This is a genomic window from Streptomyces sp. HD (genome assembly GCF_028369295.1).
Classification (GTDB): Bacteria; Actinomycetota; Actinomycetes; order Streptomycetales; family Streptomycetaceae; genus Streptomyces.
On record NZ_JAQMYP010000002.1, the window covers coordinates 38,955 to 62,913 of the forward strand.

At 65.9% G+C, this 23,959-nt stretch carries 36 protein-coding genes; all 36 read left to right on the forward strand.

Annotation, left to right across the window (positions count from 1 at the left end; all coding sequences use genetic code 11):
- The first annotated feature begins 53 nt into the window (after positions 1 to 53).
- The 36 genes from POF73_RS02035 to truA all read left to right on the forward strand — a co-directional run bounded on the left by POF73_RS02035 (position 54) and on the right by truA (position 23,589).
- The gene (locus tag POF73_RS02035; RefSeq protein ID WP_272112618.1) at positions 54 to 641 is read left to right on the forward strand and encodes a DUF1707 and DUF4190 domain-containing protein; all 588 of its coding nucleotides are present in this window, start codon (positions 54 to 56) and stop codon (positions 639 to 641) included.
- A gap of 354 nt (positions 642 to 995) precedes the next feature.
- Complete coding sequence (gene rpsL / locus POF73_RS02040; RefSeq protein ID WP_003948652.1) at positions 996 to 1,367, forward strand: 30S ribosomal protein S12; 372 nt, start codon at positions 996 to 998, stop codon at positions 1,365 to 1,367.
- 2 nt (positions 1,368 to 1,369) lie between these two features.
- On the forward strand, positions 1,370 to 1,840 hold the full coding sequence (rpsG, locus tag POF73_RS02045; protein WP_003992340.1) for a 30S ribosomal protein S7: 471 nt from the start codon (positions 1,370 to 1,372) through the stop codon (positions 1,838 to 1,840).
- A gap of 39 nt (positions 1,841 to 1,879) precedes the next feature.
- A complete protein-coding gene (gene fusA / locus POF73_RS02050) occupies positions 1,880 to 4,006 on the forward strand; it encodes an elongation factor G (protein ID WP_190073629.1) in 2,127 nt (708 codons plus the stop codon).
- Positions 4,007 to 4,159: 153 nt separating this feature from the next.
- Positions 4,160 to 5,353, forward strand: a complete 1,194-nt coding sequence (tuf, locus tag POF73_RS02055) for an elongation factor Tu (RefSeq protein WP_272112651.1) — start codon at positions 4,160 to 4,162, stop codon at positions 5,351 to 5,353.
- 715 nt (positions 5,354 to 6,068) lie between these two features.
- Positions 6,069 to 6,377 (forward strand): 30S ribosomal protein S10, encoded by a 309-nt coding sequence (rpsJ, locus tag POF73_RS02060; protein WP_003948644.1) that lies wholly within the window; start codon positions 6,069 to 6,071, stop codon positions 6,375 to 6,377.
- Between the two features lie 17 nt (positions 6,378 to 6,394).
- Entirely contained in the window at positions 6,395 to 7,039 is a 645-nt protein-coding gene (gene rplC, locus POF73_RS02065; protein ID WP_003998832.1) for a 50S ribosomal protein L3, read from the forward strand.
- 8 nt (positions 7,040 to 7,047) lie between these two features.
- Positions 7,048 to 7,704 carry a 50S ribosomal protein L4 gene (gene rplD, locus POF73_RS02070; RefSeq protein WP_272112660.1) on the forward strand — a complete coding sequence of 219 codons (657 nt, stop codon included), beginning with the start codon at positions 7,048 to 7,050 and terminating at the stop codon, positions 7,702 to 7,704.
- On the forward strand, positions 7,704 to 8,123 hold the full coding sequence (gene rplW, locus POF73_RS02075) for a 50S ribosomal protein L23 (protein WP_272112661.1): 420 nt from the start codon (positions 7,704 to 7,706) through the stop codon (positions 8,121 to 8,123). Before rplD ends, rplW begins: the two co-directional genes overlap by 1 nt.
- Positions 8,124 to 8,161: 38 nt before the next feature.
- Positions 8,162 to 8,998 carry a 50S ribosomal protein L2 gene (gene rplB, locus POF73_RS02080; RefSeq protein WP_059192905.1) on the forward strand — a complete coding sequence of 279 codons (837 nt, stop codon included), beginning with the start codon at positions 8,162 to 8,164 and terminating at the stop codon, positions 8,996 to 8,998.
- 12 nt (positions 8,999 to 9,010) lie between these two features.
- Complete coding sequence (rpsS, locus tag POF73_RS02085) at positions 9,011 to 9,292, forward strand: 30S ribosomal protein S19 (RefSeq protein WP_019753092.1); 282 nt, start codon at positions 9,011 to 9,013, stop codon at positions 9,290 to 9,292.
- Between the two features lie 44 nt (positions 9,293 to 9,336).
- Positions 9,337 to 9,684, forward strand: a complete 348-nt coding sequence (gene rplV, locus POF73_RS02090) for a 50S ribosomal protein L22 (protein WP_030046377.1) — start codon at positions 9,337 to 9,339, stop codon at positions 9,682 to 9,684.
- On the forward strand, positions 9,684 to 10,505 hold the full coding sequence (gene rpsC, locus POF73_RS02095) for a 30S ribosomal protein S3 (protein WP_031477835.1): 822 nt from the start codon (positions 9,684 to 9,686) through the stop codon (positions 10,503 to 10,505). Before rplV ends, rpsC begins: the two co-directional genes overlap by 1 nt.
- 5 nt (positions 10,506 to 10,510) lie before the next feature.
- Positions 10,511 to 10,930 (forward strand): 50S ribosomal protein L16, encoded by a 420-nt coding sequence (gene rplP, locus POF73_RS02100; protein ID WP_030967307.1) that lies wholly within the window; start codon positions 10,511 to 10,513, stop codon positions 10,928 to 10,930.
- A complete protein-coding gene (gene rpmC, locus POF73_RS02105) occupies positions 10,930 to 11,154 on the forward strand; it encodes a 50S ribosomal protein L29 (protein WP_007494763.1) in 225 nt (74 codons plus the stop codon). Before rplP ends, rpmC begins: the two co-directional genes overlap by 1 nt.
- Positions 11,154 to 11,438, forward strand: a complete 285-nt coding sequence (gene rpsQ / locus POF73_RS02110) for a 30S ribosomal protein S17 (RefSeq protein WP_190073613.1) — start codon at positions 11,154 to 11,156, stop codon at positions 11,436 to 11,438. The genes rpmC and rpsQ overlap by 1 nt, the downstream gene beginning before the upstream one ends.
- Positions 11,439 to 11,539: 101 nt before the next feature.
- Entirely contained in the window at positions 11,540 to 11,908 is a 369-nt protein-coding gene (gene rplN / locus POF73_RS02115) for a 50S ribosomal protein L14 (RefSeq protein WP_003998823.1), read from the forward strand.
- A gap of 2 nt (positions 11,909 to 11,910) precedes the next feature.
- The gene (gene rplX, locus POF73_RS02120) at positions 11,911 to 12,234 is read left to right on the forward strand and encodes a 50S ribosomal protein L24 (RefSeq protein WP_053674523.1); all 324 of its coding nucleotides are present in this window, start codon (positions 11,911 to 11,913) and stop codon (positions 12,232 to 12,234) included.
- Entirely contained in the window at positions 12,234 to 12,791 is a 558-nt protein-coding gene (gene rplE, locus POF73_RS02125) for a 50S ribosomal protein L5 (RefSeq protein WP_272112662.1), read from the forward strand. The genes rplX and rplE overlap by 1 nt, the downstream gene beginning before the upstream one ends.
- Before the next feature lie 5 nt (positions 12,792 to 12,796).
- A complete protein-coding gene (locus POF73_RS02130) occupies positions 12,797 to 12,982 on the forward strand; it encodes a type Z 30S ribosomal protein S14 (RefSeq protein WP_003948630.1) in 186 nt (61 codons plus the stop codon).
- A 212-nt stretch (positions 12,983 to 13,194) separates the two neighbouring features.
- Positions 13,195 to 13,593 carry a 30S ribosomal protein S8 gene (rpsH, locus tag POF73_RS02135; RefSeq protein WP_007384075.1) on the forward strand — a complete coding sequence of 133 codons (399 nt, stop codon included), beginning with the start codon at positions 13,195 to 13,197 and terminating at the stop codon, positions 13,591 to 13,593.
- A gap of 24 nt (positions 13,594 to 13,617) precedes the next feature.
- Complete coding sequence (gene rplF, locus POF73_RS02140) at positions 13,618 to 14,157, forward strand: 50S ribosomal protein L6 (protein WP_272112663.1); 540 nt, start codon at positions 13,618 to 13,620, stop codon at positions 14,155 to 14,157.
- A 3-nt stretch (positions 14,158 to 14,160) separates the two neighbouring features.
- Positions 14,161 to 14,544 carry a 50S ribosomal protein L18 gene (gene rplR, locus POF73_RS02145; protein WP_030046384.1) on the forward strand — a complete coding sequence of 128 codons (384 nt, stop codon included), beginning with the start codon at positions 14,161 to 14,163 and terminating at the stop codon, positions 14,542 to 14,544.
- Positions 14,545 to 14,582: 38 nt separating this feature from the next.
- The gene (rpsE, locus tag POF73_RS02150) at positions 14,583 to 15,188 is read left to right on the forward strand and encodes a 30S ribosomal protein S5 (protein WP_016434633.1); all 606 of its coding nucleotides are present in this window, start codon (positions 14,583 to 14,585) and stop codon (positions 15,186 to 15,188) included.
- A complete protein-coding gene (gene rpmD, locus POF73_RS02155) occupies positions 15,188 to 15,370 on the forward strand; it encodes a 50S ribosomal protein L30 (protein WP_005481207.1) in 183 nt (60 codons plus the stop codon). Before rpsE ends, rpmD begins: the two co-directional genes overlap by 1 nt.
- Positions 15,371 to 15,372: 2 nt before the next feature.
- Positions 15,373 to 15,828 carry a 50S ribosomal protein L15 gene (gene rplO, locus POF73_RS02160; protein ID WP_014674382.1) on the forward strand — a complete coding sequence of 152 codons (456 nt, stop codon included), beginning with the start codon at positions 15,373 to 15,375 and terminating at the stop codon, positions 15,826 to 15,828.
- A 245-nt stretch (positions 15,829 to 16,073) separates the two neighbouring features.
- On the forward strand, positions 16,074 to 17,387 hold the full coding sequence (gene secY, locus POF73_RS02165; RefSeq protein ID WP_272112664.1) for a preprotein translocase subunit SecY: 1,314 nt from the start codon (positions 16,074 to 16,076) through the stop codon (positions 17,385 to 17,387).
- The gene (locus tag POF73_RS02170; RefSeq protein ID WP_272112665.1) at positions 17,387 to 18,049 is read left to right on the forward strand and encodes an adenylate kinase; all 663 of its coding nucleotides are present in this window, start codon (positions 17,387 to 17,389) and stop codon (positions 18,047 to 18,049) included. The genes secY and POF73_RS02170 overlap by 1 nt, the downstream gene beginning before the upstream one ends.
- A 141-nt stretch (positions 18,050 to 18,190) precedes the next feature.
- The gene (gene map, locus POF73_RS02175; RefSeq protein WP_272112666.1) at positions 18,191 to 19,027 is read left to right on the forward strand and encodes a type I methionyl aminopeptidase; all 837 of its coding nucleotides are present in this window, start codon (positions 18,191 to 18,193) and stop codon (positions 19,025 to 19,027) included.
- A gap of 248 nt (positions 19,028 to 19,275) precedes the next feature.
- A complete protein-coding gene (gene infA / locus POF73_RS02180) occupies positions 19,276 to 19,497 on the forward strand; it encodes a translation initiation factor IF-1 (RefSeq protein WP_003948620.1) in 222 nt (73 codons plus the stop codon).
- Between the two features lie 59 nt (positions 19,498 to 19,556).
- Positions 19,557 to 19,670 (forward strand): 50S ribosomal protein L36, encoded by a 114-nt coding sequence (rpmJ, locus tag POF73_RS02185; protein WP_003974245.1) that lies wholly within the window; start codon positions 19,557 to 19,559, stop codon positions 19,668 to 19,670.
- Between the two features lie 191 nt (positions 19,671 to 19,861).
- Positions 19,862 to 20,242: a 30S ribosomal protein S13 gene (gene rpsM, locus POF73_RS02190; protein WP_272112667.1), complete on the forward strand. Its 381-nt coding sequence runs from the start codon at positions 19,862 to 19,864 to the stop codon at positions 20,240 to 20,242.
- A gap of 66 nt (positions 20,243 to 20,308) precedes the next feature.
- The gene (gene rpsK / locus POF73_RS02195; RefSeq protein WP_003956432.1) at positions 20,309 to 20,713 is read left to right on the forward strand and encodes a 30S ribosomal protein S11; all 405 of its coding nucleotides are present in this window, start codon (positions 20,309 to 20,311) and stop codon (positions 20,711 to 20,713) included.
- Positions 20,714 to 20,861: 148 nt separating this feature from the next.
- Entirely contained in the window at positions 20,862 to 21,884 is a 1,023-nt protein-coding gene (locus POF73_RS02200; RefSeq protein WP_003966937.1) for a DNA-directed RNA polymerase subunit alpha, read from the forward strand.
- A gap of 206 nt (positions 21,885 to 22,090) precedes the next feature.
- Entirely contained in the window at positions 22,091 to 22,582 is a 492-nt protein-coding gene (gene rplQ, locus POF73_RS02205) for a 50S ribosomal protein L17 (protein WP_272112668.1), read from the forward strand.
- Between the two features lie 140 nt (positions 22,583 to 22,722).
- On the forward strand, positions 22,723 to 23,589 hold the full coding sequence (gene truA, locus POF73_RS02210) for a tRNA pseudouridine(38-40) synthase TruA (RefSeq protein WP_272112669.1): 867 nt from the start codon (positions 22,723 to 22,725) through the stop codon (positions 23,587 to 23,589).
- Positions 23,590 to 23,959 lie beyond the last annotated feature (370 nt).

Consider the following 23,959-nt stretch of genomic DNA (forward strand, 5'->3'; position numbering starts at 1 on the left):
CCGGTTCGGAGCATCATGGAGAGACTCCGACCAGTACGGGGGAGGTGCTCTCCATGGCACAACCGTCGTGGCAGCCCTGGCAGCCGTGGCAGGGGAGCGGCCCGCCGCAGCCGTGGCAGGGCGGCGATGTCCCGCAGCCGTGGTCCGGGCCCGGCGCCCCGGCGATGCTCGCCTCGCACGCCGACCGTGAGCGTGCCGTGGACGTGCTGAGAGCCGGCTTCGGCGAAGGGCGCCTGGAGCAGCCCGAGTTCGAGAAGCGTGTCGCGCGGGCCTACGCAGCCCGTACGGTGGGCGAACTGGCGCTGCTGGTGGCCGACTTGCCCCAGGGGCCCGTACCGCAGCCGGCGCCCGTCACGCCCGTACCGCGGACGTTCCTGCCGGTGTCCCGGCCGCAGACCAACGGCAAGGCGGTCGGCTCCGCCGTCTGCGGTGTGCTGTGCCTGGTGAGCTTCGGACTGACGGGAATCCCGGCCGTGGTGCTCGGCCATGCCGCGCGCTCCGAGATACGCCGGACGGGAGAGGGCGGCGACGCGCTGGCGATGACCGGACTCGTCCTCGGATGGCTGTCGACGGCGGCCTGGGCGGTCCTGCTGACGCTGATGGTCGTGGCCGCCGCCGTGTCCGGATCCGGGTCCGCATGACCCCTGGGGGCGGGCAGCGCGAGCGCTGAGTGATCCGTCCGCTGACGTGGCCGAACCGCGGATTCGAAGATCGAATACGTCGCGCGGTCTTGACATGGACCGCATGACGATGCGGGCGAGGCCCATTTGTTTTGACCGTAGCGTTTGAGGTAGGTACGCTCAGACCTTGTGCCTGGGGTGTGCCCTGGCTCTCGTGCGTGCCTTCAAACCGCATAGCGAGCTGTGAGCGGCCACCGTAATCTGTGCTCTTTTCGCCTCGCGGCGGGAATCCGCCGGATTCGACACACCCGACCGCGTGGGTCGGCGACGTTCCAGGTTAGCTTCACCATTCGGCACACAGAAACCGGAGAAGTAGTGCCTACGATCCAGCAGCTGGTCCGCAAGGGCCGGCAGGACAAGGTCGAGAAGAACAAGACGCCCGCACTTGAGGGTTCCCCTCAGCGTCGTGGCGTCTGCACGCGTGTGTTCACGACCACCCCGAAGAAGCCGAACTCGGCCCTGCGTAAGGTCGCGCGTGTGCGTCTGACCAGCGGGATCGAGGTCACCGCTTACATTCCGGGTGAGGGACACAACCTGCAGGAGCACTCCATCGTGCTCGTGCGCGGCGGCCGTGTGAAGGACCTGCCGGGTGTTCGCTACAAGATCATCCGTGGCTCCCTCGACACCCAGGGTGTCAAGAACCGCAAGCAGGCCCGTTCCCGCTACGGCGCCAAGAAGGAGAAGTAAGAATGCCTCGTAAGGGCCCCGCCCCGAAGCGCCCGGTCATCATCGACCCGGTCTACGGTTCTCCTCTTGTCACGTCGCTCATCAACAAGGTGCTGCTGAACGGCAAGCGCTCCACCGCCGAGCGCATCGTCTACGGCGCCATGGAGGGTCTGCGTGAGAAGACGGGCAACGACCCGATCATCACGCTGAAGCGCGCGCTGGAGAACATCAAGCCGACCCTTGAGGTCAAGTCCCGCCGTGTCGGTGGTGCGACGTACCAGGTTCCGATCGAGGTCAAGCCCGGTCGTGCCAACACGCTCGCGCTGCGCTGGCTGGTCGGTTACTCCCGCGCCCGTCGCGAGAAGACCATGACCGAGCGTCTCCTCAACGAGCTTCTCGACGCCTCGAACGGCCTCGGTGCGGCCGTGAAGAAGCGCGAGGACACCCACAAGATGGCCGAGTCCAACAAGGCCTTCGCGCACTACCGCTGGTAGTCGCAGACCCCATCGAGACCGAGAGAAGACTGAAGCCTTATGGCTACCACTTCACTTGACCTGGCCAAGGTCCGCAATATCGGGATCATGGCCCACATCGACGCGGGCAAGACGACCACCACCGAGCGGATCCTCTTCTACACCGGCGTCAGCTACAAGATCGGTGAAGTCCACGACGGCGCTGCCACCATGGACTGGATGGAGCAGGAGCAGGAGCGTGGCATCACGATCACCTCTGCTGCCACCACCTGTCACTGGCCGCTTGAGGACAACGACTACACGATCAACATCATCGACACCCCCGGGCACGTCGACTTCACGGTCGAGGTGGAGCGCTCGCTGCGCGTCCTCGACGGTGCCGTCACGGTGTTCGACGGTGTCGCCGGTGTGGAGCCGCAGTCCGAGACGGTGTGGCGTCAGGCCGACCGTTACGGCGTGCCGCGTATCTGCTTCGTGAACAAGCTGGACCGCACCGGTGCCGAGTTCCACCGCTGCGTCGACATGATCTCGGACCGCCTTGGTGCGCAGCCGCTGGTCATGCAGCTTCCGATCGGTGCCGAGGCCGACTTCAAGGGCGTCGTGGACCTGGTCCGCATGAAGGCGCTCGTGTGGTCCGCCGAGGCCGCCAAGGGCGAGATGTACGACGTCGTCGACATCCCGGCCACGCACACCGAGGCTGCCGAGGAGTACCGCGGCAAGCTGATCGAGGGCGTCGCCGAGAACGACGAAGAGATCATGGAGCTGTACCTGGAGGGCCAGGAGCCCACCGAGGAGCAGCTGTACGCCGCGATCCGTCGCATCACCATCGCGTCCGGCAAGTCCAGCGACACCACGGTCACCCCGGTGTTCTGTGGCACCGCGTTCAAGAACAAGGGCGTCCAGCCCCTGCTCGACGCGGTCGTGCGCTACCTGCCGACCCCGCTCGACGTCGAGGCCATCGAGGGCCACGACGTGAAGGACCCCGAGCTGGTCGTCAAGCGCAAGCCGTCCGACGACGAGCCGCTGTCCGCGCTGGCGTTCAAGATCATGAGCGACCCGCACCTCGGTAAGCTCACCTTCGTCCGGGTCTACTCGGGCCGCCTGGAGTCCGGCACCGCGGTGCTGAACTCCGTCAAGGGCAAGAAGGAGCGCATCGGCAAGATCTACCGCATGCACGCGAACAAGCGTGAGGAGATCGACTCGGTGGGCGCCGGCGACATCATCGCCGTCATGGGCCTGAAGCAGACCACCACCGGTGAGACGCTGAGCGACGACAAGAACCCGGTGATCCTGGAGTCCATGGACTTCCCGGCGCCGGTCATCCAGGTCGCCATCGAGCCCAAGTCGAAGGGCGACCAGGAGAAGCTGGGCGTCGCGATCCAGCGCCTGGCCGAGGAGGACCCGTCCTTCCAGGTCCACTCGGACGAGGAGACCGGCCAGACCATCATCGGTGGTATGGGCGAGCTGCACCTTGAGGTGCTGGTCGACCGTATGCGCCGTGAGTTCAAGGTCGAGGCCAACGTCGGCAAGCCGCAGGTCGCCTACCGCGAGACGATCCGCAAGGCCGTCGAGCGCGTCGACTACACGCACAAGAAGCAGACTGGTGGTACCGGCCAGTTCGCCAAGGTGCAGATCGCGATCGAGCCGATCGAGGGCGGCGACGCCTCGTACGAGTTCGTGAACAAGGTGACCGGTGGTCGTATCCCGAAGGAGTACATCCCTTCGGTCGACGCCGGTGCGCAGGAGGCCATGCAGTTCGGCATCCTCGCCGGTTACGAGATGACCGGCGTGCGCGTCACCCTGATCGACGGTGGCTACCACGAGGTCGACTCCTCCGAGCTCGCGTTCAAGATCGCCGGTTCGCAGGCCTTCAAGGAGGCCGCGCGCAAGGCCAGCCCCGTTCTCCTTGAGCCGATGATGGCCGTCGAGGTCACCACGCCCGAGGACTACATGGGTGAGGTCATCGGCGACATCAACTCCCGCCGTGGCCAGATCCAGGCCATGGAGGAGCGGGCGGGTGCCCGCGTCGTGAAGGGCCTCGTGCCCCTCTCGGAGATGTTCGGTTACGTCGGCGACCTGCGCAGCAAGACGTCCGGCCGGGCCAGCTACTCCATGCAGTTCGACTCCTACGCCGAGGTTCCGCGGAACGTCGCCGAGGAGATCATCGCGAAGGCCAAGGGCGAGTAACGCTCCGCGTTCACACGCTTTAGGCTTGACTCCGGAGCCGCCAGGGGCATTCACCCGCATTTGTGGGGAATGCCCCCGGCCCCGGGCTTTCCAGCAAAGATCACCTGGCGCCGATGAAGCAAGGCGTTCAGAACCACTCCACAGGAGGACCCCGTGGCGAAGGCGAAGTTCGAGCGGACTAAGCCCCACGTCAACATCGGCACCATCGGTCACATCGACCACGGTAAGACGACCCTTACGGCCGCCATTACCAAGGTGCTGCACGACGCGTACCCGGACCTGAACGAGGCCTCGGCCTTCGACCAGATCGACAAGGCTCCCGAGGAGCGCCAGCGCGGTATCACCATCTCCATCGCGCACGTCGAGTACCAGACCGAGACGCGTCACTACGCCCACGTCGACTGCCCCGGTCACGCGGACTACATCAAGAACATGATCACCGGTGCTGCCCAGATGGACGGCGCCATCCTCGTGGTCGCCGCCACCGACGGCCCGATGCCGCAGACCAAGGAGCACGTGCTCCTGGCCCGCCAGGTCGGCGTTCCGTACATCGTCGTCGCCCTGAACAAGGCCGACATGGTGGACGACGAGGAGATCCTGGAGCTCGTCGAGCTTGAGGTTCGTGAGCTCCTCTCCGAGTACGAGTTCCCGGGCGACGACGTTCCGGTCGTCAAGGTCTCGGCGCTCAAGGCGCTTGAGGGCGACAAGGAGTGGGGCCAGTCGGTCCTGGACCTGATGTCCGCCGTCGACGAGGCGATCCCGCAGCCCGAGCGTGACGTCGACAAGCCGTTCCTGATGCCGATCGAGGACGTCTTCACGATCACCGGTCGCGGTACGGTCGTCACCGGCCGTATCGAGCGTGGTGTCCTGAAGGTCAACGAGACCGTGGACATCATCGGCATCAAGACCGAGAAGACCACCACCACGGTCACCGGCATCGAGATGTTCCGCAAGCTGCTCGACGAGGGCCAGGCCGGTGAGAACGTCGGTCTGCTGCTCCGTGGCATCAAGCGCGAGGACGTCGAGCGCGGCCAGGTCATCATCAAGCCCGGTTCGGTCACGCCGCACACCGAGTTCGAGGCCCAGGCCTACATCCTGTCCAAGGACGAGGGTGGCCGCCACACGCCGTTCTTCAACAACTACCGTCCGCAGTTCTACTTCCGTACGACGGACGTGACCGGCGTTGTGACCCTCCCCGAGGGCACCGAGATGGTCATGCCGGGTGACAACACCGAGATGAAGGTGGAGCTCATCCAGCCCGTCGCCATGGAAGAGGGCCTGAAGTTCGCCATCCGTGAGGGTGGCCGGACGGTCGGCGCCGGCCAGGTCACCAAGATCAACAAGTAGTCTTGTTGGTTTGACCTGGTAGCTCCAGCGCGAGCTCCTGAAGGGGCCCGTACGACTTCGGTCGTGCGGGCCCCTTTGCCATGTGGGTCAGGTGGGGCGGGATGCCCATGCCGTCGGAGGTGCGGCCCGGTGCGACTCGTCGTTCGGGAGCCAGGCGGTCGGGTGGCGTACGCTGTGCGGTTCCTTGGACGCCGGGCCACCGCGGGGGCGGGCCGGGTGGGGCTCCGGCCATCCGGTAGGCCGGTGGTTCGGGGCGGAGGGAGAGCGCCATTTCTGCGCAACACGCCGTGGGTCGCGGGCACTCGGGTTTGACCTACGTCACGCTCGGGGTATTCTCTCCGGCTCGATTGGCCAGGCCCCTGCCCCGTATGGCAGACTAGCGGGGTTGCTCGGTCGAGTGTTGATGCTGCGCGCCTCCCGCCGGGAGGACCGAAAGCGAGTCCCACAGTACTCGTCGCCCTAACTGCCGCAAGGCAGCGCTGGGGCGGACGTACGGGAATCTTTCGGGAAGTGTCAGTGCGGCGCCGGCCAGGCACCCGGTGGGCCTCCAGCCCCCGGCTTGCGGTTCCGGAAGGGCCGTGCTCCCAGGCAAGGGATGTTCGAACAAGGGGCATCTATGTCAGCGAGAGCGCGACACACCCGACCGCGTGGGTCGGAGGATGGCAAGGGAACACCGGGTTCCGGAGCGTAAGAGAGACAGGACTACTGAGTAGCCATGGCGGGACAGAAGATCCGCATCCGGCTCAAGGCCTACGACCACGAGGTCATCGACTCCTCGGCGAAGAAGATCGTCGAGACGGTGACCCGCACTGGTGCGTCGGTCGCGGGCCCGGTGCCGCTGCCCACTGAAAAGAACGTGTACTGCGTCATCAAGTCGCCGCACAAGTACAAGGACTCGCGCGAGCACTTCGAGATGCGCACGCACAAGCGCCTGATCGACATTCTCGACCCGACGCCCAAGACCGTTGACTCTCTGATGCGACTCGACCTCCCGGCCGGTGTCGACATCGAGATCAAGCTCTGAGGGTCGGTGATCTGAGAATGGCTAAGCAGATCAAGGGCATCCTGGGCGAGAAGCTCGGCATGACGCAGGTGTGGGACGAGAACAACCGTGTTGTTCCGGTCACCGTCGTCAAGGCCGGCCCCAACGTCGTCACCCAGGTTCGTACCAACGACGTCGACGGCTACGAGTCCGTCCAGCTCGCCTTCGGCGAGATCGACCCGCGCAAGGTGAACAAGCCCCTCAAGGGCCACTTCGCGAAGGCCGACGTCACCCCCCGTCGTCACCTCGTCGAGATCCGCACCGCGGACGCCTCCGAGTACACCCTCGGCCAGGAAGTCACCGCCGAGGTGTTCGAGGCCGGCGTGAAGGTCGACGTCACCGGCAAGAGCAAGGGCAAGGGCTTCGCCGGTGTCATGAAGCGCCACAACTTCCGTGGTCTTGGCGCCGGTCACGGCACCCAGCGCAAGCACCGCTCTCCCGGTTCCATCGGTGGCTGCGCCACCCCGGGCCGTGTGTTCAAGGGCCTCCGCATGGCGGGTCGTATGGGCAACGAGCGGGTCACCACCCAGAACCTGACCGTCCACGCCGTTGACGCGGAGAAGGGTCTGCTGCTCATCAAGGGCGCGGTTCCCGGTCCGAACGGCGGCCTCGTCCTGGTCCGCACCGCGGCCAAGGGGGCCTGAGGTAACCGATGAGCACTGTTGACATCCTTTCGCCGGCGGGCGACAAGGCCGGTTCCGTCGAGCTCCCCGCGGAGATCTTCGACGTAGAGAAGATCAGCGTTCCGCTGCTTCACCAGGTCGTCGTCGCGCAGCTGGCCGCTGCCCGTCAGGGCACGCACAAGACCAAGACCCGTGGCGAGGTCCGTGGTGGTGGCAAGAAGCCTTACCGCCAGAAGGGCACCGGTCGCGCCCGTCAGGGTTCGACCCGCGCGCCGCAGTTCGCCGGTGGTGGCGTCGTGCACGGTCCCGTGCCGCGTGACTACTCGCAGCGGACCCCGAAGAAGATGAAGGCCGCGGCCCTGCGCCACGCCCTCACCGACCGGGCCCGCAACAACCGCATCCACGTCGTCTCCGGCGTCATCGAGGGCGAGACCCCGTCCACGAAGGCCGCCAAGACGCTGTTCGGCAAGATCTCGGAGCGCAAGAACCTGCTCCTGATCGTCGAGCGCGCCGACGAGGCCGCGTGGCTGTCCGCCCGCAACCTGCCCCAGGTCCACATCCTGGAGCCGGGCCAGCTGAACACGTACGACGTTCTCGTCTCGGACGACGTGGTCTTCACCCAGGCCGCTTTCGAGTCCTTCGTGTCTGGCCCCAAGGCCGCTGACACCGAAGGGAGCGAGGCCTGATGGCTACGCGTCACCCGAGCATTGCCTCCAAGGCTGCGAAGGCCGCCAAGGCCGCGCGCGTCGCCAAGGCGCGTCGCCACGCCGCCGAAGGCAAGAACACCGTCGAGACCCCGGCGAGCAAGGCGTACACGGACCCCCGTGACGTCCTGCTGAAGCCGGTCGTCTCCGAGAAGAGCTACGCGCTTCTCGACGAGAACAAGTACACGTTCATCGTCGACCCGAGTGCCAACAAGACCCAGATCAAGCAGGCCGTCCAGGCGGTCTTCTCGGTCAAGGTCACCGGGGTCAACACGATCAACCGCCAGGGCAAGCGCAAGCGCACCAAGACCGGTTTCGGTCAGCGTGCCGGCACCAAGCGCGCGATCGTGACCCTTGCCGAGGGCGACCGTATCGACATCTTCGGCGGTCCGACCGCGTAAGCGGGTCGGATCGTCCGATATCGGACGAGGACTGAGAAATGGGAATCCGCAAGTACAAGCCGACTACGCCGGGCCGTCGTGGTTCCAGCGTTGCCGACTTCGTCGAGGTCACGCGGTCCACGCCGGAGAAGTCGCTGGTCCGCCCCCTGCACAGCAAGGGCGGCCGTAACAACGCCGGTCGTGTGACCGTTCGCCACCAGGGTGGCGGACACAAGCGCGCCTACCGAGTGATCGACTTCCGTCGTCACGACAAGGACGGCGTGCCGGCGAAGGTCGCGCACATCGAGTACGACCCCAACCGCACCGCGCGCATCGCGCTGCTGCACTACGCCGACGGCGAGAAGCGCTACATCCTCGCCCCGCGCAACCTGCAGCAGGGTGACCGCGTCGAGAACGGTCCCGGGGCCGACATCAAGCCGGGCAACAACCTGGCCCTCCGCAACATCCCGGTCGGTACCACGATCCACGCGATCGAGCTCCGTCCCGGTGGCGGTGCCAAGTTCGCCCGCTCCGCCGGTGCCTCCGTGCAGCTGCTCGCGAAGGAGGGCCAGATGGCCCACCTCCGCATGCCGTCCGGTGAGATCCGCCTGGTCGACGTGCGCTGCCGCGCCACCGTCGGCGAGGTCGGCAACGCCGAGCAGAGCAACATCAACTGGGGCAAGGCCGGCCGTAAGCGCTGGCTGGGCGTGCGTCCGACCGTTCGCGGTGTGGCGATGAACCCGGTTGACCACCCGCACGGTGGTGGTGAGGGCAAGACCTCCGGTGGTCGCCACCCGGTCTCCCCGTGGGGTCAGAAGGAGGGTCGTACTCGTTCGCCGAAGAAGGCTTCGAACAAGTACATCGTCCGCCGCCGCAAGACGAACAAGAAGCGCTAGGAGCGGGTTTAGATGCCGCGCAGTCTCAAGAAGGGGCCCTTCGTCGACGACCACCTGATCAAGAAGGTGGAAGCCCAGAACGAAGCCGGCACCAAGAACGTCATCAAGACCTGGTCCCGTCGCTCCATGATCGTGCCGGCCATGCTCGGCCACACGCTCGCGGTGCACAACGGCAAGACCCACATCCCGGTGTTCGTCACCGAGTCGATGGTCGGCCACAAGCTCGGCGAGTTCTCGCCGACGCGCACCTTCCGGGGCCACGTCAAGGACGACCGGAAGTCGAAGCGCCGCTAGTAGCGGATCGCATTCAGACACGTAAGTAACTGAGAGGGACAACCATGGAAGCCAGGGCCCAGGCGCGGTACATCCGCGTTACGCCCATGAAGGCCCGCCGCGTGGTGGACCTTATCCGTGGCATGGATGCCACGGAGGCTCAGGCTGTTCTGCGATTCGCTCCGCAGGCAGCCTCCGTGCCCGTCGGCAAGGTGCTCGACAGCGCCATCGCCAACGCCGCGCACAACTACGACCACCCGGACGCCACCTCGCTGTTCATCAGCGAGGCGTACGTCGACGAGGGCCCGACCCTGAAGCGGTTCCGTCCGCGTGCCCAGGGCCGTGCCTACCGGATCCGCAAGCGGACCAGCCACATCACCGTGGTCGTCAGCAGCAAGGAAGGAACCCGGTAATGGGCCAGAAGGTTAACCCGCATGGGTTCCGGCTCGGTGTCACGACCGACTTCAAGTCGCGTTGGTACGCCGACAAGCTGTACAAGGACTACGTCAAGGAAGACGTCGCCATCCGTCGGATGATGACGTCCGGCATGGAGCGCGCCGGTATCTCGAAGGTTGAGATCGAGCGCACCCGTGACCGCGTGCGGGTGGACATCCACACCGCTCGTCCGGGCATCGTCATCGGCCGCCGTGGCGCCGAGGCCGACCGCATCCGCGGCGACCTTGAGAAGCTCACGGGCAAGCAGGTCCAGCTGAACATTCTTGAGGTCAAGAACCCCGAGACGGACGCTCAGCTGGTTGCTCAGGCCGTTGCCGAGCAGCTCTCCTCCCGCGTCTCCTTCCGTCGGGCCATGCGTAAGAGCATGCAGTCCGCCATGAAGGCCGGCGCCAAGGGCATCAAGATCCAGTGCGGTGGCCGCCTCGGTGGCGCCGAGATGTCCCGCTCGGAGTTCTACCGCGAGGGCCGTGTGCCCCTGCACACGCTCCGCGCGAACGTGGACTACGGCTTCTTCGAGGCCAAGACGACCTTCGGCCGCATCGGTGTGAAGGTCTGGATCTACAAGGGCGACGTCAAGAACATCGCCGAGGTCCGCGCCGAGAACGCCGCTGCCCGTGCGGGTAACCGCCCGGCCCGCGGTGGTGCCGACCGCCCGGCCCGTGGTGGCCGCGGTGGCGAGCGGCGCGGTCGCAAGCCGCAGCAGGCTGCCGGTTCCGAGGCCCCCAAGGCCGAGGCTCCCGCGTCCGCTCCGGCTGAGAGCACCGGAACGGAGGCCTGACCGAAATGCTGATCCCCCGTAGGGTCAAGCACCGCAAGCAGCACCACCCGAAGCGCTCCGGCGCTGCCAAGGGTGGCACGACGGTTGCGTTCGGCGAGTACGGCATCCAGGCGCTGACCCCGGCGTACGTGACGAACCGTCAGATCGAGGCCGCTCGTATCGCCATGACGCGTCACATCAAGCGTGGTGGCAAGGTCTGGATCAACATCTACCCGGACCGTCCCCTCACCAAGAAGCCTGCCGAGACCCGCATGGGTTCCGGTAAGGGTTCTCCGGAGTGGTGGATCGCCAACGTCAAGCCCGGACGCGTGATGTTCGAGCTGTCGTACCCCAACGAGAAGATCGCCCGTGAGGCGCTGACTCGTGCGGCCCACAAGCTGCCGATGAAGTGCCGGATCGTCAAGCGCGAGGCAGGTGAAGCGTGATGTCGGCCGGTACCAAGGCGTCCGAGCTGCGCGAGCTGGGCAACGAGGAGCTTCTTGCGAAGCTTCGCGAGGCCAAGGAAGAGCTGTTCAACCTCCGCTTCCAGGCGGCCACGGGTCAGCTCGAAAACCACGGCCGTCTCAAGGCGGTCCGCAAGGACATCGCGCGGATCTACACCCTGATGCGCGAGCGTGAGCTGGGCATCGAAACGGTGGAGAACGCCTGATGAGCGAGAAGAACGTGACTGAGACTGCAGAGGCGCGCGGCTTCCGCAAGACCCGTGAGGGTCTCGTTGTCAGCGACAAGATGGACAAGACCGTCGTCGTCGCTGTCGAGGACCGCGTCAAGCACGCGCTGTACGGCAAGGTCATCCGCCGTACGAACAAGCTCAAGGCGCACGACGAGCAGAACGCTGCGGGCGTCGGCGACCGCGTCCTCCTCATGGAGACCCGGCCGCTGTCCGCGACGAAGCGCTGGCGCGTCGTCGAGATCCTCGAGAAGGCCAAGTAATTCCTGCGGGGAACATCCCGCAGGTCAGTTCCGCCAGGCTCCGGGTGGGTGTGTGACTTGCACACCCGCCCGGGGAACCGGCAGACAAACAGGAGATAGACGTGATCCAGCAGGAGTCGCGACTGCGCGTCGCCGACAACACTGGTGCGAAGGAAATCCTTTGCATCCGTGTGCTCGGTGGCTCCGGTCGCCGCTACGCGGGCATCGGTGACGTCATCGTCGCCACCGTCAAGGACGCGATCCCCGGTGGCAACGTGAAGAAGGGTGACGTCGTCAAGGCGGTCATCGTTCGCACCGTCAAGGAGCGCCGCCGTCCGGACGGCTCGTACATCCGCTTCGACGAGAACGCCGCCGTCATTCTGAAGAACGACGGCGACCCTCGCGGCACCCGCATCTTCGGCCCGGTCGGCCGTGAGCTGCGCGAGAAGAAGTTCATGAAGATCATCTCGCTCGCGCCGGAGGTGCTGTAAGCATGAAGATCAAGAAGGGCGACCTGGTCCAGGTCATCACCGGTAAGGACAAGGGCAAGCAGGGCAAGGTCATTGCCGCTTACCCGCGCGACGAGCGTGTCCTGGTCGAGGGTGTCAACCGGGTCAAGAAGCACACCAAGGCCGGCCCGACCGCTCGCGGTTCGCAGGCCGGTGGCATCGTCACGACCGAGGCGCCGATCCACGTCTCCAACGTCCAGCTGGTCGTTGAGAAGGACGGCAACAAGGTCGTCACGCGTGTCGGTTACCGCTTCGACGACGAAGGCAACAAGATCCGCGTTGCCAAGCGGACGGGTGAGGACATCTGATGACGACCACCACCAGCCCGCGTCTGAAGCAGAAGTACCGCGAGGAGATCGCGGGCAAGCTGCGTGACGAGTTCAAGTACGAGAACGTCATGCAGATCCCCGGCCTCGTCAAGATCGTGGTCAACATGGGTGTGGGCGACGCCGCCCGCGACTCCAAGCTGATCGAGGGCGCCATCCGCGACCTCACCACGATCACCGGTCAGAAGCCGGCCGTCACCAAGGCCCGCAAGTCCATCGCGCAGTTCAAGCTGCGTGAGGGTCAGCCGATCGGTGCCCACGTCACGCTCCGTGGCGACCGCATGTGGGAGTTCCTGGACCGCACCCTGTCGCTCGCGCTGCCGCGCATCCGCGACTTCCGTGGTCTGTCCCCCAAGCAGTTCGACGGCCGTGGCAACTACACCTTCGGTCTCACGGAGCAGGTCATGTTCCACGAGATCGACCAGGACAAGATCGACCGTACCCGGGGTATGGACATCACCGTGGTCACCACGGCGACCAACGACGCTGAGGGCCGCGCGCTCCTTCGTCACCTCGGCTTCCCGTTCAAGGAGGCGTGAGCGAGATGGCGAAGAAGGCTCTGATTGCCAAGGCTGCTCGCAAGCCCAAGTTCGGTGTGCGTGGCTACACGCGCTGCCAGCGCTGCGGCCGTCCGCACTCCGTGTACCGCAAGTTCGGCCTGTGCCGCGTGTGCCTTCGTGAGATGGCTCACCGTGGCGAGCTGCCGGGCGTGACCAAGAGCTCCTGGTAATCCCTGTTTTTAGGGATTCCTGAAGCTCTCGGTAAGCATCTGGGTGGACAGGGGCCCACCCCCGCATGGCTTAGGCTTGTGGGGTTGGGCGCCTGTCGCGCCCGTACGACTTACTACGCCGTAGGTCCACCGCGCCGCACCCGTCCCGTCTCGGATCGGGGAGAGGGATGGCGCATCAGGAAACCCCGGCGAGAGAGGCCGAAGGCCAATTCATGACCATGACTGATCCGATCGCAGACATGCTTACGCGTCTGCGGAACGCGAACTCGGCATACCACGACTCCGTGACGATGCCGGCATCGAAGATCAAGTCGCACATCGCGGAGATCCTCCAGCAGGAGGGCTTCATCACGGGCTGGAAGGTCGAGGACGCCGAGGTCGGCAAGAACCTCGTCCTGGAGCTGAAGTTCGGCCCCAACCGTGAGCGCTCCATCGCGGGCATCAAGCGGATCTCCAAGCCCGGTCTCCGGGTTTACGCGAAGTCCACCAACCTGCCGAAGGTGCTCGGCGGCCTCGGCGTGGCGATCATCTCCACGTCGCACGGGCTCCTCACCGACAAGCAGGCCGGCAAGAAGGGCGTGGGTGGGGAAGTCCTCGCCTACGTCTGGTAGCGGAAGGGAACGGAGGAAACAGCTATGTCGCGTATTGGCAAGCTCCCCATCACGGTTCCCGCCGGCGTGGACGTCACCATCGACGGCCGTACGGTCTCGGTCAAGGGCCCCAAGGGCACGCTGACCCACACCGTCGCTTCGCCGATCGACATCGCCAAGGGTGAGGACGGCGTCCTGAACGTCACCCGCCCCAACGACGAGCGTCAGAACAAGGCCCTGCACGGCCTGTCCCGCACGCTGGTGGCGAACATGATCACCGGCGTGACCCAGGGTTACGTGAAGAAGCTCGAAATCAGCGGTGTCGGTTACCGCGTGACCGCCAAGGGTTCGAACCTTGAGTTCGCCCTCGGTTACAGCCACCCGATTCTGGTCGAGGCCCCCGAGGGCATCACCTTCAAGGTCGAGGCGCCCACGCGTTTCTCGGTCGAGGGCATCGACAAGCAGAAGGTCGGCGAGGTTGCGGCCAACATCCGCAAGCTGCGCAAGCCCGACCCGTACAAGGCCAAGGGCGTCAAGTACGAGGGCGAAGTCATCCGCCGCAAGGTCGGAAAGGCGGGTAAGTAAGCCATGGCATACGGACAGAAGATCCTCAAGGGCGACGCCTACAAGCGCGCCGCGATCAAGCGCCGCCACATCCGGATCCGCAAGCGGATCAACGGTACGGCGGAGCGTCCTCGTCTGGTCGTGACCCGCTCGAACCGCCACATCGTGGCCCAGGTGATCGACGACCTCAAGGGTCACACCCTTGCGTCGGCGTCCACCCTGGACACCTCGATCCGCGGTGGCGAGAGCGACAAGTCCACGCAGGCCAAGCAGGTCGGCGCCCTGGTCGCCGAGCGCGCCAAGGCCGCCGGTGTCGAGGCTGTCGTATTCGACCGTGGTGGCAACCAGTACGCCGGGCGCATCGCCGCCCTGGCGGACGCCGCCCGCGAAGCCGGGCTCAAGTTCTGAGCCGCTTCCGTAGCTAGCGGAAAGAGAGAGGTAATCCAATGGCTGGACCCCAGCGCCGTGGAAGCGGTGCCGGTGGCGGCGAGCGGCGGGACCGGAAGGGCCGTGACGGCGGCGCTGCTGCCGCCGAGAAGACCGCGTACGTTGAGCGCGTCGTCGCGATCAACCGCGTCGCCAAGGTTGTGAAGGGTGGTCGTCGCTTCAGCTTCACCGCGCTGGTCGTGGTGGGCGACGGTGACGGCACCGTGGGTGTCGGATACGGCAAGGCCAAGGAGGTGCCGGCCGCCATCGCCAAGGGTGTTGAGGAGGCCAAGAAGCACTTCTTCAAGGTCCCCCGCATCCAGGGCACCATCCCGCACCCGATCCAGGGTGAGAAGGCTGCCGGCGTCGTGCTGCTCAAGCCCGCGTCCCCCGGTACCGGTGTTATCGCCGGTGGCCCGGTGCGTGCCGTGCTTGAGTGCGCCGGTATCCACGACATCCTGTCGAAGTCGCTCGGCTCCGACAACGCGATCAACATCGTGCACGCGACCGTGGAGGCCCTCAAGGGCCTGCAGCGTCCCGAGGAGGTCGCGGCCCGCCGCGGTCTGCCGCTTGAGGACGTCGCCCCCGCGGCTCTCCTGCGTGCGCGTGCCGGGGCTGGTGCGTAATGGCGCAGCTCAAGATCACGCAGACGAAGTCGTACATCGGCAGCAAGCAGAACCACCGTGACACCCTGCGTTCCCTTGGTCTCAAGGGCATCAACACGCAGGTCGTCAAGGAGGACCGCCCCGAGTTCCGCGGCATGGTGCACACCGTCCGCCACCTCGTGACGGTCGAGGAGGTCGACTGATCATGGCGGAGCAGAACCCGCTCAAGATCCACAACCTCCGTCCCGCCCCGGGCGCCAAGACCGCCAAGACCCGTGTGGGTCGTGGTGAGGCGTCGAAGGGTAAGACGGCCGGTCGTGGTACCAAGGGTACGAAGGCCCGTTACCAGGTTCCGGAGCGCTTCGAGGGTGGCCAGATGCCCCTCCACATGCGTCTCCCGAAGCTGAAGGGCTTCAAGAACCCGTTCAAGACCGAGTACCAGGTCGTGAACCTCGACAAGCTGGCCGCGCTGTACCCCGAGGGTGGCGAGGTCACCGTCGAGGGTCTGGTGGCCAAGGGTGCCGTTCGCAAGAACAGCCTCGTCAAGGTCCTCGGCCAGGGTGAGATCTCCGTGGCGCTGCAGGTGACGGTCGACGCCGTCTCCGGCTCCGCCAAGGAGAAGATCACCGCCGCCGGCGGCACTGTCACCGAGCTCGTCTGAACGCAACAGGCGTCTCGATGACTTGATCGATCCCGACCGGGGATACCCCACAAATGGGGTATCCCCGGTTGGTCGTTCCAAGGGGGGCAGTCTCGCCGGTATGGTGGCCTGCACTGCCCACTTTTACTGAGTGCTTCTTGTGGGGCACTCTGAGCGGCAGTTGACCGTTAGCTAAGTCGTTCCTATTAGTCGAACCTCAAGACCGTCACCCTTGACGCAGTAGCGCGGGGGTCGCAGGAGGCACCGTGCTCACCGCGTTCGCCCGGGCGTTCAAGACGCCCGACCTGCGCAAGAAGCTGCTCTTCACGCTCGGCATCATCGTGATCTATCGGGTCGGTACACATGTTCCGATCCCCGGTGTCGACTACAAGGCCGTTCAGATCTGTATCGACCAGGCGAACGCCAACACCGGCCTGTTCGGTCTGGTCAACATGTTCAGTGGTGGCGCGCTGCTCCAGATCACGATCTTCGCGCTCGGCATCATGCCGTACATCACGGCGAGCATCATCCTTCAGCTGCTCACCGTGGTGATCCCGCGTCTGGAAGCCCTCAAGAAGGAGGGCCAGGCCGGTACGGCGAAGATCACCCAGTACACCCGTTACCTGACCGTGGCGCTCGCCATCCTGCAGGGCACCGGCCTGGTGGCCACCGCCCGCAGCGGTTCGCTCTTCTCGCAGTGCCAGGTGGCCAGCCAGATCGTGCCGGACCGCTCGATCTTCACCACCATCGTCATGGTCATCACCATGACCGCCGGTACGGCCGTCGTCATGTGGCTCGGTGAGCTGATCACCGACCGCGGCATCGGCAACGGCATGTCGATCCTGATGTTCATCTCGATCGCCGCGACCTTCCCGTCCGCGCTGTGGGCCATCAAGCAGCAGGGCTCCCTGGCCGGCGGTTGGATCGAGTTCGGCACCGTCATCGCCGTGGGCCTGGTCATGGTCGGCCTGGTGGTCTTCGTCGAGCAGGCTCAACGCCGTATTCCGGTGCAGTACGCGAAGCGCATGATCGGCCGTCGTTCCTACGGCGGTACGTCGACGTACATCCCGCTCAAGGTGAACCAGGCGGGTGTGATTCCCGTCATTTTCGCGTCGTCGCTGCTCTACATCCCCGCATTGATCGTGCAGTTCACCAACTCGCAGGCGGGATGGGCGACCTGGATCAAGGACAACCTGGCTTCCACCTCGGCGCCCGTTCACATCGCTCTCTACTTCTTCCTGATTGTCTTCTTCGCGTTCTTCTACGTGGCCATCTCGTTCAACCCCGAGGAAGTCGCGGACAACATGAAGAAGTATGGTGGCTTCATCCCGGGCATCCGGGCTGGCCGACCGACCGCTGAGTACCTTTCCTACGTGCTCAACCGGATCACCTGGCCGGGCTCGCTGTACTTGGGTCTGATCGCTCTCGTGCCGACGATGGCGTTGGCTGGTTTCGGGGCAGACCAAAACTTCCCGTTCGGCGGGACCAGCATCCTGATCATCGTGGGTGTGGGTCTTGAGACGGTGAAGCAGATCGAGAGCCAGCTCCAGCAGCGCAATTACGAAGGGTTCCTCCGCTGATGCGTATCGTCCTCGTCGGGCCGCCGGGTGCCGGCAAGGGAACGCAGGCCGCGTTCCTCGCCAAGAACCTGTCGATCCCGCACATCTCCACGGGCGACCTGTTCCGCGCCAACATCAGCCAGCAGACGGAGCTCGGGAAGCTCGCGAAGTCCTACATGGACGCGGGCAACCTGGTGCCGGACGAGGTCACCATCGGGATGGCCAAGGACCGCATGGAGAAGCCGGACGCCGAGGGCGGCTTCCTGCTGGACGGCTTCCCGCGCAATGTGTCCCAGGCCGAGGCACTCGACGAGATGCTCCAGTCCGAGAGCATGAAGCTGGACGCGGTGCTCGACCTTGAGGTCCCCGAGGAAGAGGTCGTCAAGCGGATCGCCGGGCGGCGGATCTGCCGCAAGGACTCCAGCCACGTCTTCCACGTCACGTACAGCCGGCCGAAGACGGAAGGCGTCTGCGACGTCTGCGGCGGCGAGCTGTACCAGCGGGACGACGACTCCGAGGAGACCGTGCGCAAGCGGCTGGAGGTCTACCACACGCAGACCGAGCCGATCATCGACTACTACAAGGCGCAGGGGCTGGTGGTCACCATCTCCGCGCTCGGCAAGGTCGAAGAGGTCACGGCACGCGCCATGGAGGCGCTCCAGCGTGACGAGGACGCCAAGTAGGAGCCTTCACAGCTCGTACGTAGCTCAGGCCGCGGTTCCCGATGAGGGGGCCGCGGCTGCTGCGTGGGGTGGGGTGTGTCGGCTCCGCCCTTATGGTTGATTCAGTCCCACCAGTACAGTCCGAGAAAGGCGCTCGTCCCCATGGTGCAGATCAAGTCCCCCGAGCAGATCGCCAAGATGCGTGAGGCGGGGCTGGTCGTCGCCGCCATTCACGCGGCCACGCGTGAGGCCGCGGTGCCCGGGGCCAGTACCAAGGATCTGGACGAGGTCGCCCGCAAGGTGATCGCGGAGCACGGCGCCAAGTCGAACTTCCTCGGGTACGGCGGGTTCCCGGCGACGATCTGCACCTCCGTGAACGAGGTCGTGGTCCACGGCATCCCGTCCGACGAGGTCGTCCTCAAGGACGGCGACATCATCTCCATCGACGCCGGCGCCATCATCGACGGCTGGCACGGCGACGCCGCGTACACCGCCTTCGTGGGCTCTGGTCACGCTCCGGAGCTGGTCGAGCTCTCCCGGGTGACCGAGGAGTCGATGTGGGCCGGCATCGCGGCCATGAAGCAGGGGAGCCGTCTGGTCGACGTCTCCCGGGCCATCGAGACGTACATTCGCCGGCAGCCGAAGCCGGGCGGCGGCCGCTACGGGATCATCGAGGACTACGGCGGCCACGGCATCGGCACCGAGATGCACATGGACCCGCATCTGCTGAACTACGTCGAGCGGCGGCGGGGCAAGGGGCCGAAGCTGGTCCCGGGGTTCTGCCTCGCGATCGAGCCGATGGTTTCGCTGGGGACGCCGAAGACGGAGGTCCTCTCGGACGACTGGACCGTCATCACCACCGACGGCACGTGGTCGTCCCACTGGGAGCACTCGGTCGCGTTGACCGAGGAGGGGCCGTTGGTGCTCACGTCTCCCGACGGGGGTAAGGCGAAGCTGGCGGAGTACGGGATCGTCGCTGCGCCCGATCCGCTGGCCTGAGGTCGCCTTCCCGGGGGCCGGGCTGTGTTGTGTGGCGGCTGCGCGTGTGTGGGGGTTGAGCGCGCAGTTCCCCGCGCCCCTTTGGGGCGCGCTTAATGATCTGTCTCTTGGGGCAGGATCCCTCGATTCGTCTTTCCGGGTGCGCTGACGTAGACTGACTCGTCGGCTCTCGTGCATCCGCATGTCTGCATGCGCCCGTAAGGGACGCAAGGGAGTCGATCAAGGTAGTCGATTCCGAAGGGCGAAGCGTGGCCAAGAAGCAAGGTGCCATCGAGATCGAGGGCACTGTCGTCGAGTCTCTGCCGAACGCCATGTTCAAGGTCGAGCTCCAGAACGGCCACCAGGTCCTGGCACACATCAGCGGCAAGATGCGTATGCACTACATCCGTATCCTCCCTGACGACCGGGTCGTGGTGGAGCTGTCTCCGTACGACCTGACGCGTGGCCGGATCGTCTACCGGTACAAGTAGATCTTGCCCGCGCCCCGGGTTTCCCGGGGTGATGGCACTGACCCGGAGAACCTCACCCAATGAAGGTCAAGCCGAGCGTCAAGAAGATCTGCGACAAGTGCAGGGTGATCCGCCGTCACGGTCGGGTCATGGTCATCTGCGACAACCCGCGCCACAAGCAGCGCCAGGGCTGACGCACGACCACCCCCTCTGCACCTCTATCGCAGAGTTTTCGCGCGACGCGAGCTGAATATGTTCATACGCAGGACCCAGACCCTCGGGTCTGACACCCCCGGTTCGGAGGCCGGGGACCCAGTTCGTACCTGGTACGGCGGCTGGGAGTCGGTTCTGCGGAAGACCTCCGAAGATCACCAGGAGCCATTGAATGGCACGCGTTTCCGGTGTTGACATCCCGCGCGAAAAGCGCGTGGAGGTCGCCCTCACCTACGTGTTCGGCATCGGCCGGACCCTTTCGCAGCAGACGCTGGCTGCCACCGGCATCGACCCGAACACCCGCGTTCGCGACCTCTCCGAGGAGCAGCTCGTCGCGATCCGCGAGTACGTGGACAACAACATCAGGACCGAGGGTGACCTCCGTCGTGAGATTCAGGCCGACATCCGCCGCAAGGTGGAGATCGGCTGCTACCAGGGTCTGCGTCACCGTCGCGGTCTCCCCGTCCGCGGTCAGCGCACCAGCACCAACGCCCGCACCCGCAAGGGCCCGCGTCGCGCCATCGCCGGCAAGAAGAAGCCGGGCAAGAAGTAGTCCACAGCGGACTTCACCGTCCAGCGGTCTTCGCTGTAGGACCGACCACCTCCCGTAGGAGTACAGATGCCCCCCAAGGGTCGTCAGGGCGCTGCCAAGAAGGTGCGCCGCAAGGAAAAGAAGAACGTCGCTCACGGCCACGCGCACATCAAGAGCACGTTCAACAACACGATCGTCTCCATCACGGACCCGTCCGGCAACGTGATCTCCTGGGCCTCCGCCGGCCACGTCGGCTTCAAGGGCTCCCGGAAGTCCACGCCGTTCGCCGCGCAGATGGCCGCCGAGTCGGCTGCCCGCCGCGCCCAGGAGCACGGCATGCGCAAGGTCGACGTGTTCGTGAAGGGGCCGGGTTCGGGTCGTGAGACCGCGATCCGCTCCCTGCAGGCCACGGGTCTTGAGGTTGGCTCCATCCAGGACGTCACCCCGACCCCGCACAACGGCTGCCGTCCGCCGAAGCGTCGTCGCGTCTGACGCACGGCCGGTTGGCTTCGGGTATTCGGGCGGTACGGCTCTGTAGGGCCGTATCGCCCGTACCCTTGCAGTACCCGTCCTTTTCGTCGGGGCGGTTCCGTCGGGCGTCAAATAGCGGGCGTCCACGAAAGAAGGATCTGATCCACACATGCTGATCGCTCAGCGTCCCTCGTTGACCGAAGAGGTCGTCGACGAGTTCCGCTCCCGGTTCGTGATCGAGCCGCTGGAGCCGGGCTTCGGCTACACCCTCGGCAACTCCCTGCGCCGGACCCTCCTGTCCTCGATCCCGGGTGCGGCGGTCACGTCCATCCGTATCGACGGCGTGCTGCACGAGTTCACCACCGTGCCGGGCGTCAAGGAGGACGTCACCGACCTGATCCTCAACATCAAGCAGCTGGTCGTCTCCTCGGAGCACGACGAGCCGGTCGTGATGTACCTGCGCAAGCAGGGTCCGGGTCTGGTCACCGCCGCCGACATCGCGCCCCCGGCCGGTGTCGAGGTGCACAACCCCGACCTGGTCCTGGCCACGCTCAACGGCAAGGGCAAGCTGGAGATGGAGCTCACGGTCGAGCGTGGCCGTGGTTACGTCTCCGCCGTGCAGAACAAGCAGGTGGGCCAGGAGATCGGTCGTATCCCGGTCGACTCCATCTACAGCCCTGTGCTGAAGGTCACGTACAAGGTCGAGGCGACCCGTGTCGAGCAGCGGACCGACTTCGACAAGCTGATCGTCGACGTCGAGACCAAGCAGGCGATGCGTCCGCGTGACGCCATGGCGTCGGCCGGCAAGACCCTGGTCGAGCTGTTCGGTCTCGCCCGCGAGCTGAACATCGACGCCGAGGGCATCGACATGGGCCCGTCCCCCACGGACGCCGCCCTGGCCGCTGACCTGGCGCTGCCGATCGAGGAGCTGGAGCTCACCGTTCGGTCGTACAACTGCCTCAAGCGCGAGGGTATCCACTCCGTGGGTGAGCTCGTGGCGCGTTCCGAGGCGGACCTCCTCGACATCCGCAACTTCGGTGCGAAGTCGATCGACGAGGTCAAGGCGAAGCTGGCCGGCATGGGCCTGGCCCTGAAGGACAGCCCGCCCGGATTCGACCCCACGGCCGCGGCGGATGCCTTCGGCGCGGACGACGATGCAGACGCCGGGTTCGTCGAGACCGAGCAGTACTAAGAGCTCGGGACCGACTGCCGGTTTCTGGGTGCGGGTGTGCTGTGGCTTGTCGCGCCCACGCGGCGGAGCCGCAGATCGACACAGCCCCGCGCCCCTTCCGGTCGGACCCCTTCGGGGCCCTGACCGGATCTCCGACGGGCAACCGCCCGCTCGGATACTGACCCCGGTACCTAGTACGGCCGGGGCAGACACACAGGAGAAACGAAATGCCGAAGCCCACCAAGGGTGCCCGTCTGGGCGGCAGTGCCGCGCACGAGAAGCTGCTCCTCGCGAACCTCGCGAAGGCGCTCTTCGAGCACGGCCGTATCACCACCACCGAGGCGAAGGCCCGCCGTCTGCGGCCGTACGCCGAGCGTCTGGTGACCAAGGCGAAGAAGGGTGACCTTCACAACCGCCGTCAGGTGCTCCAGGTCATCACGGACAAGAGCGTCGTCCACACGCTCTTCACCGAGATCGGCCCGCGGTACGAGAACCGTCCGGGTGGCTACACCCGTATCACCAAGATCGGTAACCGTCGTGGCGACAACGCGCCCATGGCTGTCATCGAGCTGGTCGAGGCGCTGACGGTCGCGCAGGAGGCCACGGGTGAGGCCGAGGCCGCCACCAAGCGTGCCGCCAAGGACGCCGAGGTTGCTGAGGCCACGGTCGACACGACCAAGGCCGACGAGGCTGCCGCCGAGGAGTCCAAGGACGCGTAAGCGTTCTGCCGGGGCTGTGCGTCTGCGGCTGCGGCTCCGTCGTGGCTGGTCGCGCAGTTCCCCGCGCCCCTTCAGGGCGTTTGCGGGCCCGTTCCTTTCGAGGAGCGGGCCCGCTTTTGTGTGGGTGAGAGGATCTCTGGGTGAGTGACGAAGTAGAGCCGGGTTACGTCCGTGTCCGTCTTGATCTCTCCTACGACGGGAGCGAGTTCTCCGGGTGGGCCAAGCAGGCCGGGGGGCGGCGGACCGTGCAGGGGGAGATCGAGGAGGCGCTGCGGACCGTTACGCGGTCGGGCGGTGTGGCGTATGAGCTGACCGTGGCGGGGCGTACGGATGCCGGTGTGCATGCGCGGGGGCAGGTGGCGCATGTCGATCTGCCGGAGCCGGTGTGGCGTGAGCATCACGAGAAGTTGCTCAAGCGGCTTGCCGGGCGCCTGTCGAAGGACGTGCGGGTGTGGGCGCTCAGGGAGGCGCCCAGTGGGTTCAACGCGCGGTTCTCGGCGGTCTGGCGGCGGTACGCGTATCGCGTCACCGACAATCCCGGCGGGGTCGATCCGCTGCTGCGCAGTCATGTCCTCTGGCATGACTGGCCCCTGGACGTAGACGCCATGAACGAGGCCGCCGGACGGCTGCTCGGGGAGCATGACTTCGCGGCCTACTGCAAGAAGCGGGAGGGGGCCACCACGATTCGTACGCTGCAGCAGCTGAGCCTGGTTCGGGGGGACGACGGGATCATCACCGCCACCGTTCGGGCCGACGCCTTCTGCCACAACATGGTCCGTTCGCTGATCGGGGCGTTGCTGTTCGTGGGGGACGGACACCGGCCCGCCGACTGGCCGGGCAAGGTGCTCGCCGCCGGGGTCAGGGACTCCGCCGTACATGTCGTACGGCCCCATGGGCTGACCCTCGAAGAGGTGGGGTATCCCGCCGACGAGTTGCTCGCCGCTCGGAACAAGGAAGCGCGGAACCGGCGAACCCTGCCCGGGGTGTCCGGGTGCGAAACCTGCTAGTTACCTGACATTTGGCAGTAGATAGTGCCGGTGTCTGGACGTACCGGGCGTAAGCCCCGTGGAGCCTCTTACGACCTTCTTACCTCTCGTATAGCCTTTCGTCGCTCGGCCGCTGGTTCGAGCGGCTCGGCCATTGTTCGAATGCTCGAACGTGCGGCATTTCGGCATGGGGAAGGCCGAGTGAGGGTGGGGGTGTCAACGGGCCGTTTCCAGGCCCGGGGGTGGGTTTGGCATGAGTTCAGTCGGTCCTGCGCGGACTGGGGGGCACCGTGCCGTGCGCCAGAACAACGGAGGCGGGCGGCGGAAGGCGGGACGGGGTGACGGGGCTCCGCTGGGGCTGCTGCCGTTACCGCCGTCGGACAAGGAGAAG

Excerpts from the sequence above, each read along its gene's own strand:
- POF73_RS02200 (WP_003966937.1), top strand. The coding sequence starts at position 20,862 with ATGCTGATCGCTCAGCGTCCCTCGTTGACCGAAGAGGTCGTCGACGAG.
- rplO (WP_014674382.1), top strand. The coding sequence starts at position 15,373 with ATGGCGGAGCAGAACCCGCTCAAGATCCACAACCTCCGTCCCGCCCCG.
- rplE (WP_272112662.1), top strand. The coding sequence starts at position 12,234 with ATGACGACCACCACCAGCCCGCGTCTGAAGCAGAAGTACCGCGAGGAG.
- rplD (WP_272112660.1), top strand. The coding sequence starts at position 7,048 with ATGAGCACTGTTGACATCCTTTCGCCGGCGGGCGACAAGGCCGGTTCC.
- rpsK (WP_003956432.1), top strand. The coding sequence starts at position 20,309 with ATGCCCCCCAAGGGTCGTCAGGGCGCTGCCAAGAAGGTGCGCCGCAAG.
- POF73_RS02035 (WP_272112618.1), top strand. The coding sequence starts at position 54 with ATGGCACAACCGTCGTGGCAGCCCTGGCAGCCGTGGCAGGGGAGCGGC.
- rplR (WP_030046384.1), top strand. The coding sequence starts at position 14,161 with ATGGCATACGGACAGAAGATCCTCAAGGGCGACGCCTACAAGCGCGCC.
- rpsG (WP_003992340.1), top strand. The coding sequence starts at position 1,370 with ATGCCTCGTAAGGGCCCCGCCCCGAAGCGCCCGGTCATCATCGACCCG.
- rpsE (WP_016434633.1), top strand. The coding sequence starts at position 14,583 with ATGGCTGGACCCCAGCGCCGTGGAAGCGGTGCCGGTGGCGGCGAGCGG.
- rpsH (WP_007384075.1), top strand. The coding sequence starts at position 13,195 with ATGACCATGACTGATCCGATCGCAGACATGCTTACGCGTCTGCGGAAC.
- rplQ (WP_272112668.1), top strand. The coding sequence starts at position 22,091 with ATGCCGAAGCCCACCAAGGGTGCCCGTCTGGGCGGCAGTGCCGCGCAC.
- rpsM (WP_272112667.1), top strand. The coding sequence starts at position 19,862 with ATGGCACGCGTTTCCGGTGTTGACATCCCGCGCGAAAAGCGCGTGGAG.
- rpmJ (WP_003974245.1), top strand. The coding sequence starts at position 19,557 with ATGAAGGTCAAGCCGAGCGTCAAGAAGATCTGCGACAAGTGCAGGGTG.
- rpsC (WP_031477835.1), top strand. The coding sequence starts at position 9,684 with ATGGGCCAGAAGGTTAACCCGCATGGGTTCCGGCTCGGTGTCACGACC.
- POF73_RS02130 (WP_003948630.1), top strand. The coding sequence starts at position 12,797 with ATGGCGAAGAAGGCTCTGATTGCCAAGGCTGCTCGCAAGCCCAAGTTC.
- rplB (WP_059192905.1), top strand. The coding sequence starts at position 8,162 with ATGGGAATCCGCAAGTACAAGCCGACTACGCCGGGCCGTCGTGGTTCC.
- POF73_RS02170 (WP_272112665.1), top strand. The coding sequence starts at position 17,387 with ATGCGTATCGTCCTCGTCGGGCCGCCGGGTGCCGGCAAGGGAACGCAG.
- fusA (WP_190073629.1), top strand. The coding sequence starts at position 1,880 with ATGGCTACCACTTCACTTGACCTGGCCAAGGTCCGCAATATCGGGATC.
- rpsJ (WP_003948644.1), top strand. The coding sequence starts at position 6,069 with ATGGCGGGACAGAAGATCCGCATCCGGCTCAAGGCCTACGACCACGAG.
- rplP (WP_030967307.1), top strand. The coding sequence starts at position 10,511 with ATGCTGATCCCCCGTAGGGTCAAGCACCGCAAGCAGCACCACCCGAAG.
- rpsQ (WP_190073613.1), top strand. The coding sequence starts at position 11,154 with ATGAGCGAGAAGAACGTGACTGAGACTGCAGAGGCGCGCGGCTTCCGC.
- rpmC (WP_007494763.1), top strand. The coding sequence starts at position 10,930 with ATGTCGGCCGGTACCAAGGCGTCCGAGCTGCGCGAGCTGGGCAACGAG.
- rpmD (WP_005481207.1), top strand. The coding sequence starts at position 15,188 with ATGGCGCAGCTCAAGATCACGCAGACGAAGTCGTACATCGGCAGCAAG.
- rplF (WP_272112663.1), top strand. The coding sequence starts at position 13,618 with ATGTCGCGTATTGGCAAGCTCCCCATCACGGTTCCCGCCGGCGTGGAC.
- rplV (WP_030046377.1), top strand. The coding sequence starts at position 9,337 with ATGGAAGCCAGGGCCCAGGCGCGGTACATCCGCGTTACGCCCATGAAG.
- rplC (WP_003998832.1), top strand. The coding sequence starts at position 6,395 with ATGGCTAAGCAGATCAAGGGCATCCTGGGCGAGAAGCTCGGCATGACG.
- rplX (WP_053674523.1), top strand. The coding sequence starts at position 11,911 with ATGAAGATCAAGAAGGGCGACCTGGTCCAGGTCATCACCGGTAAGGAC.
- map (WP_272112666.1), top strand. The coding sequence starts at position 18,191 with ATGGTGCAGATCAAGTCCCCCGAGCAGATCGCCAAGATGCGTGAGGCG.
- rpsS (WP_019753092.1), top strand. The coding sequence starts at position 9,011 with ATGCCGCGCAGTCTCAAGAAGGGGCCCTTCGTCGACGACCACCTGATC.
- rplW (WP_272112661.1), top strand. The coding sequence starts at position 7,704 with ATGGCTACGCGTCACCCGAGCATTGCCTCCAAGGCTGCGAAGGCCGCC.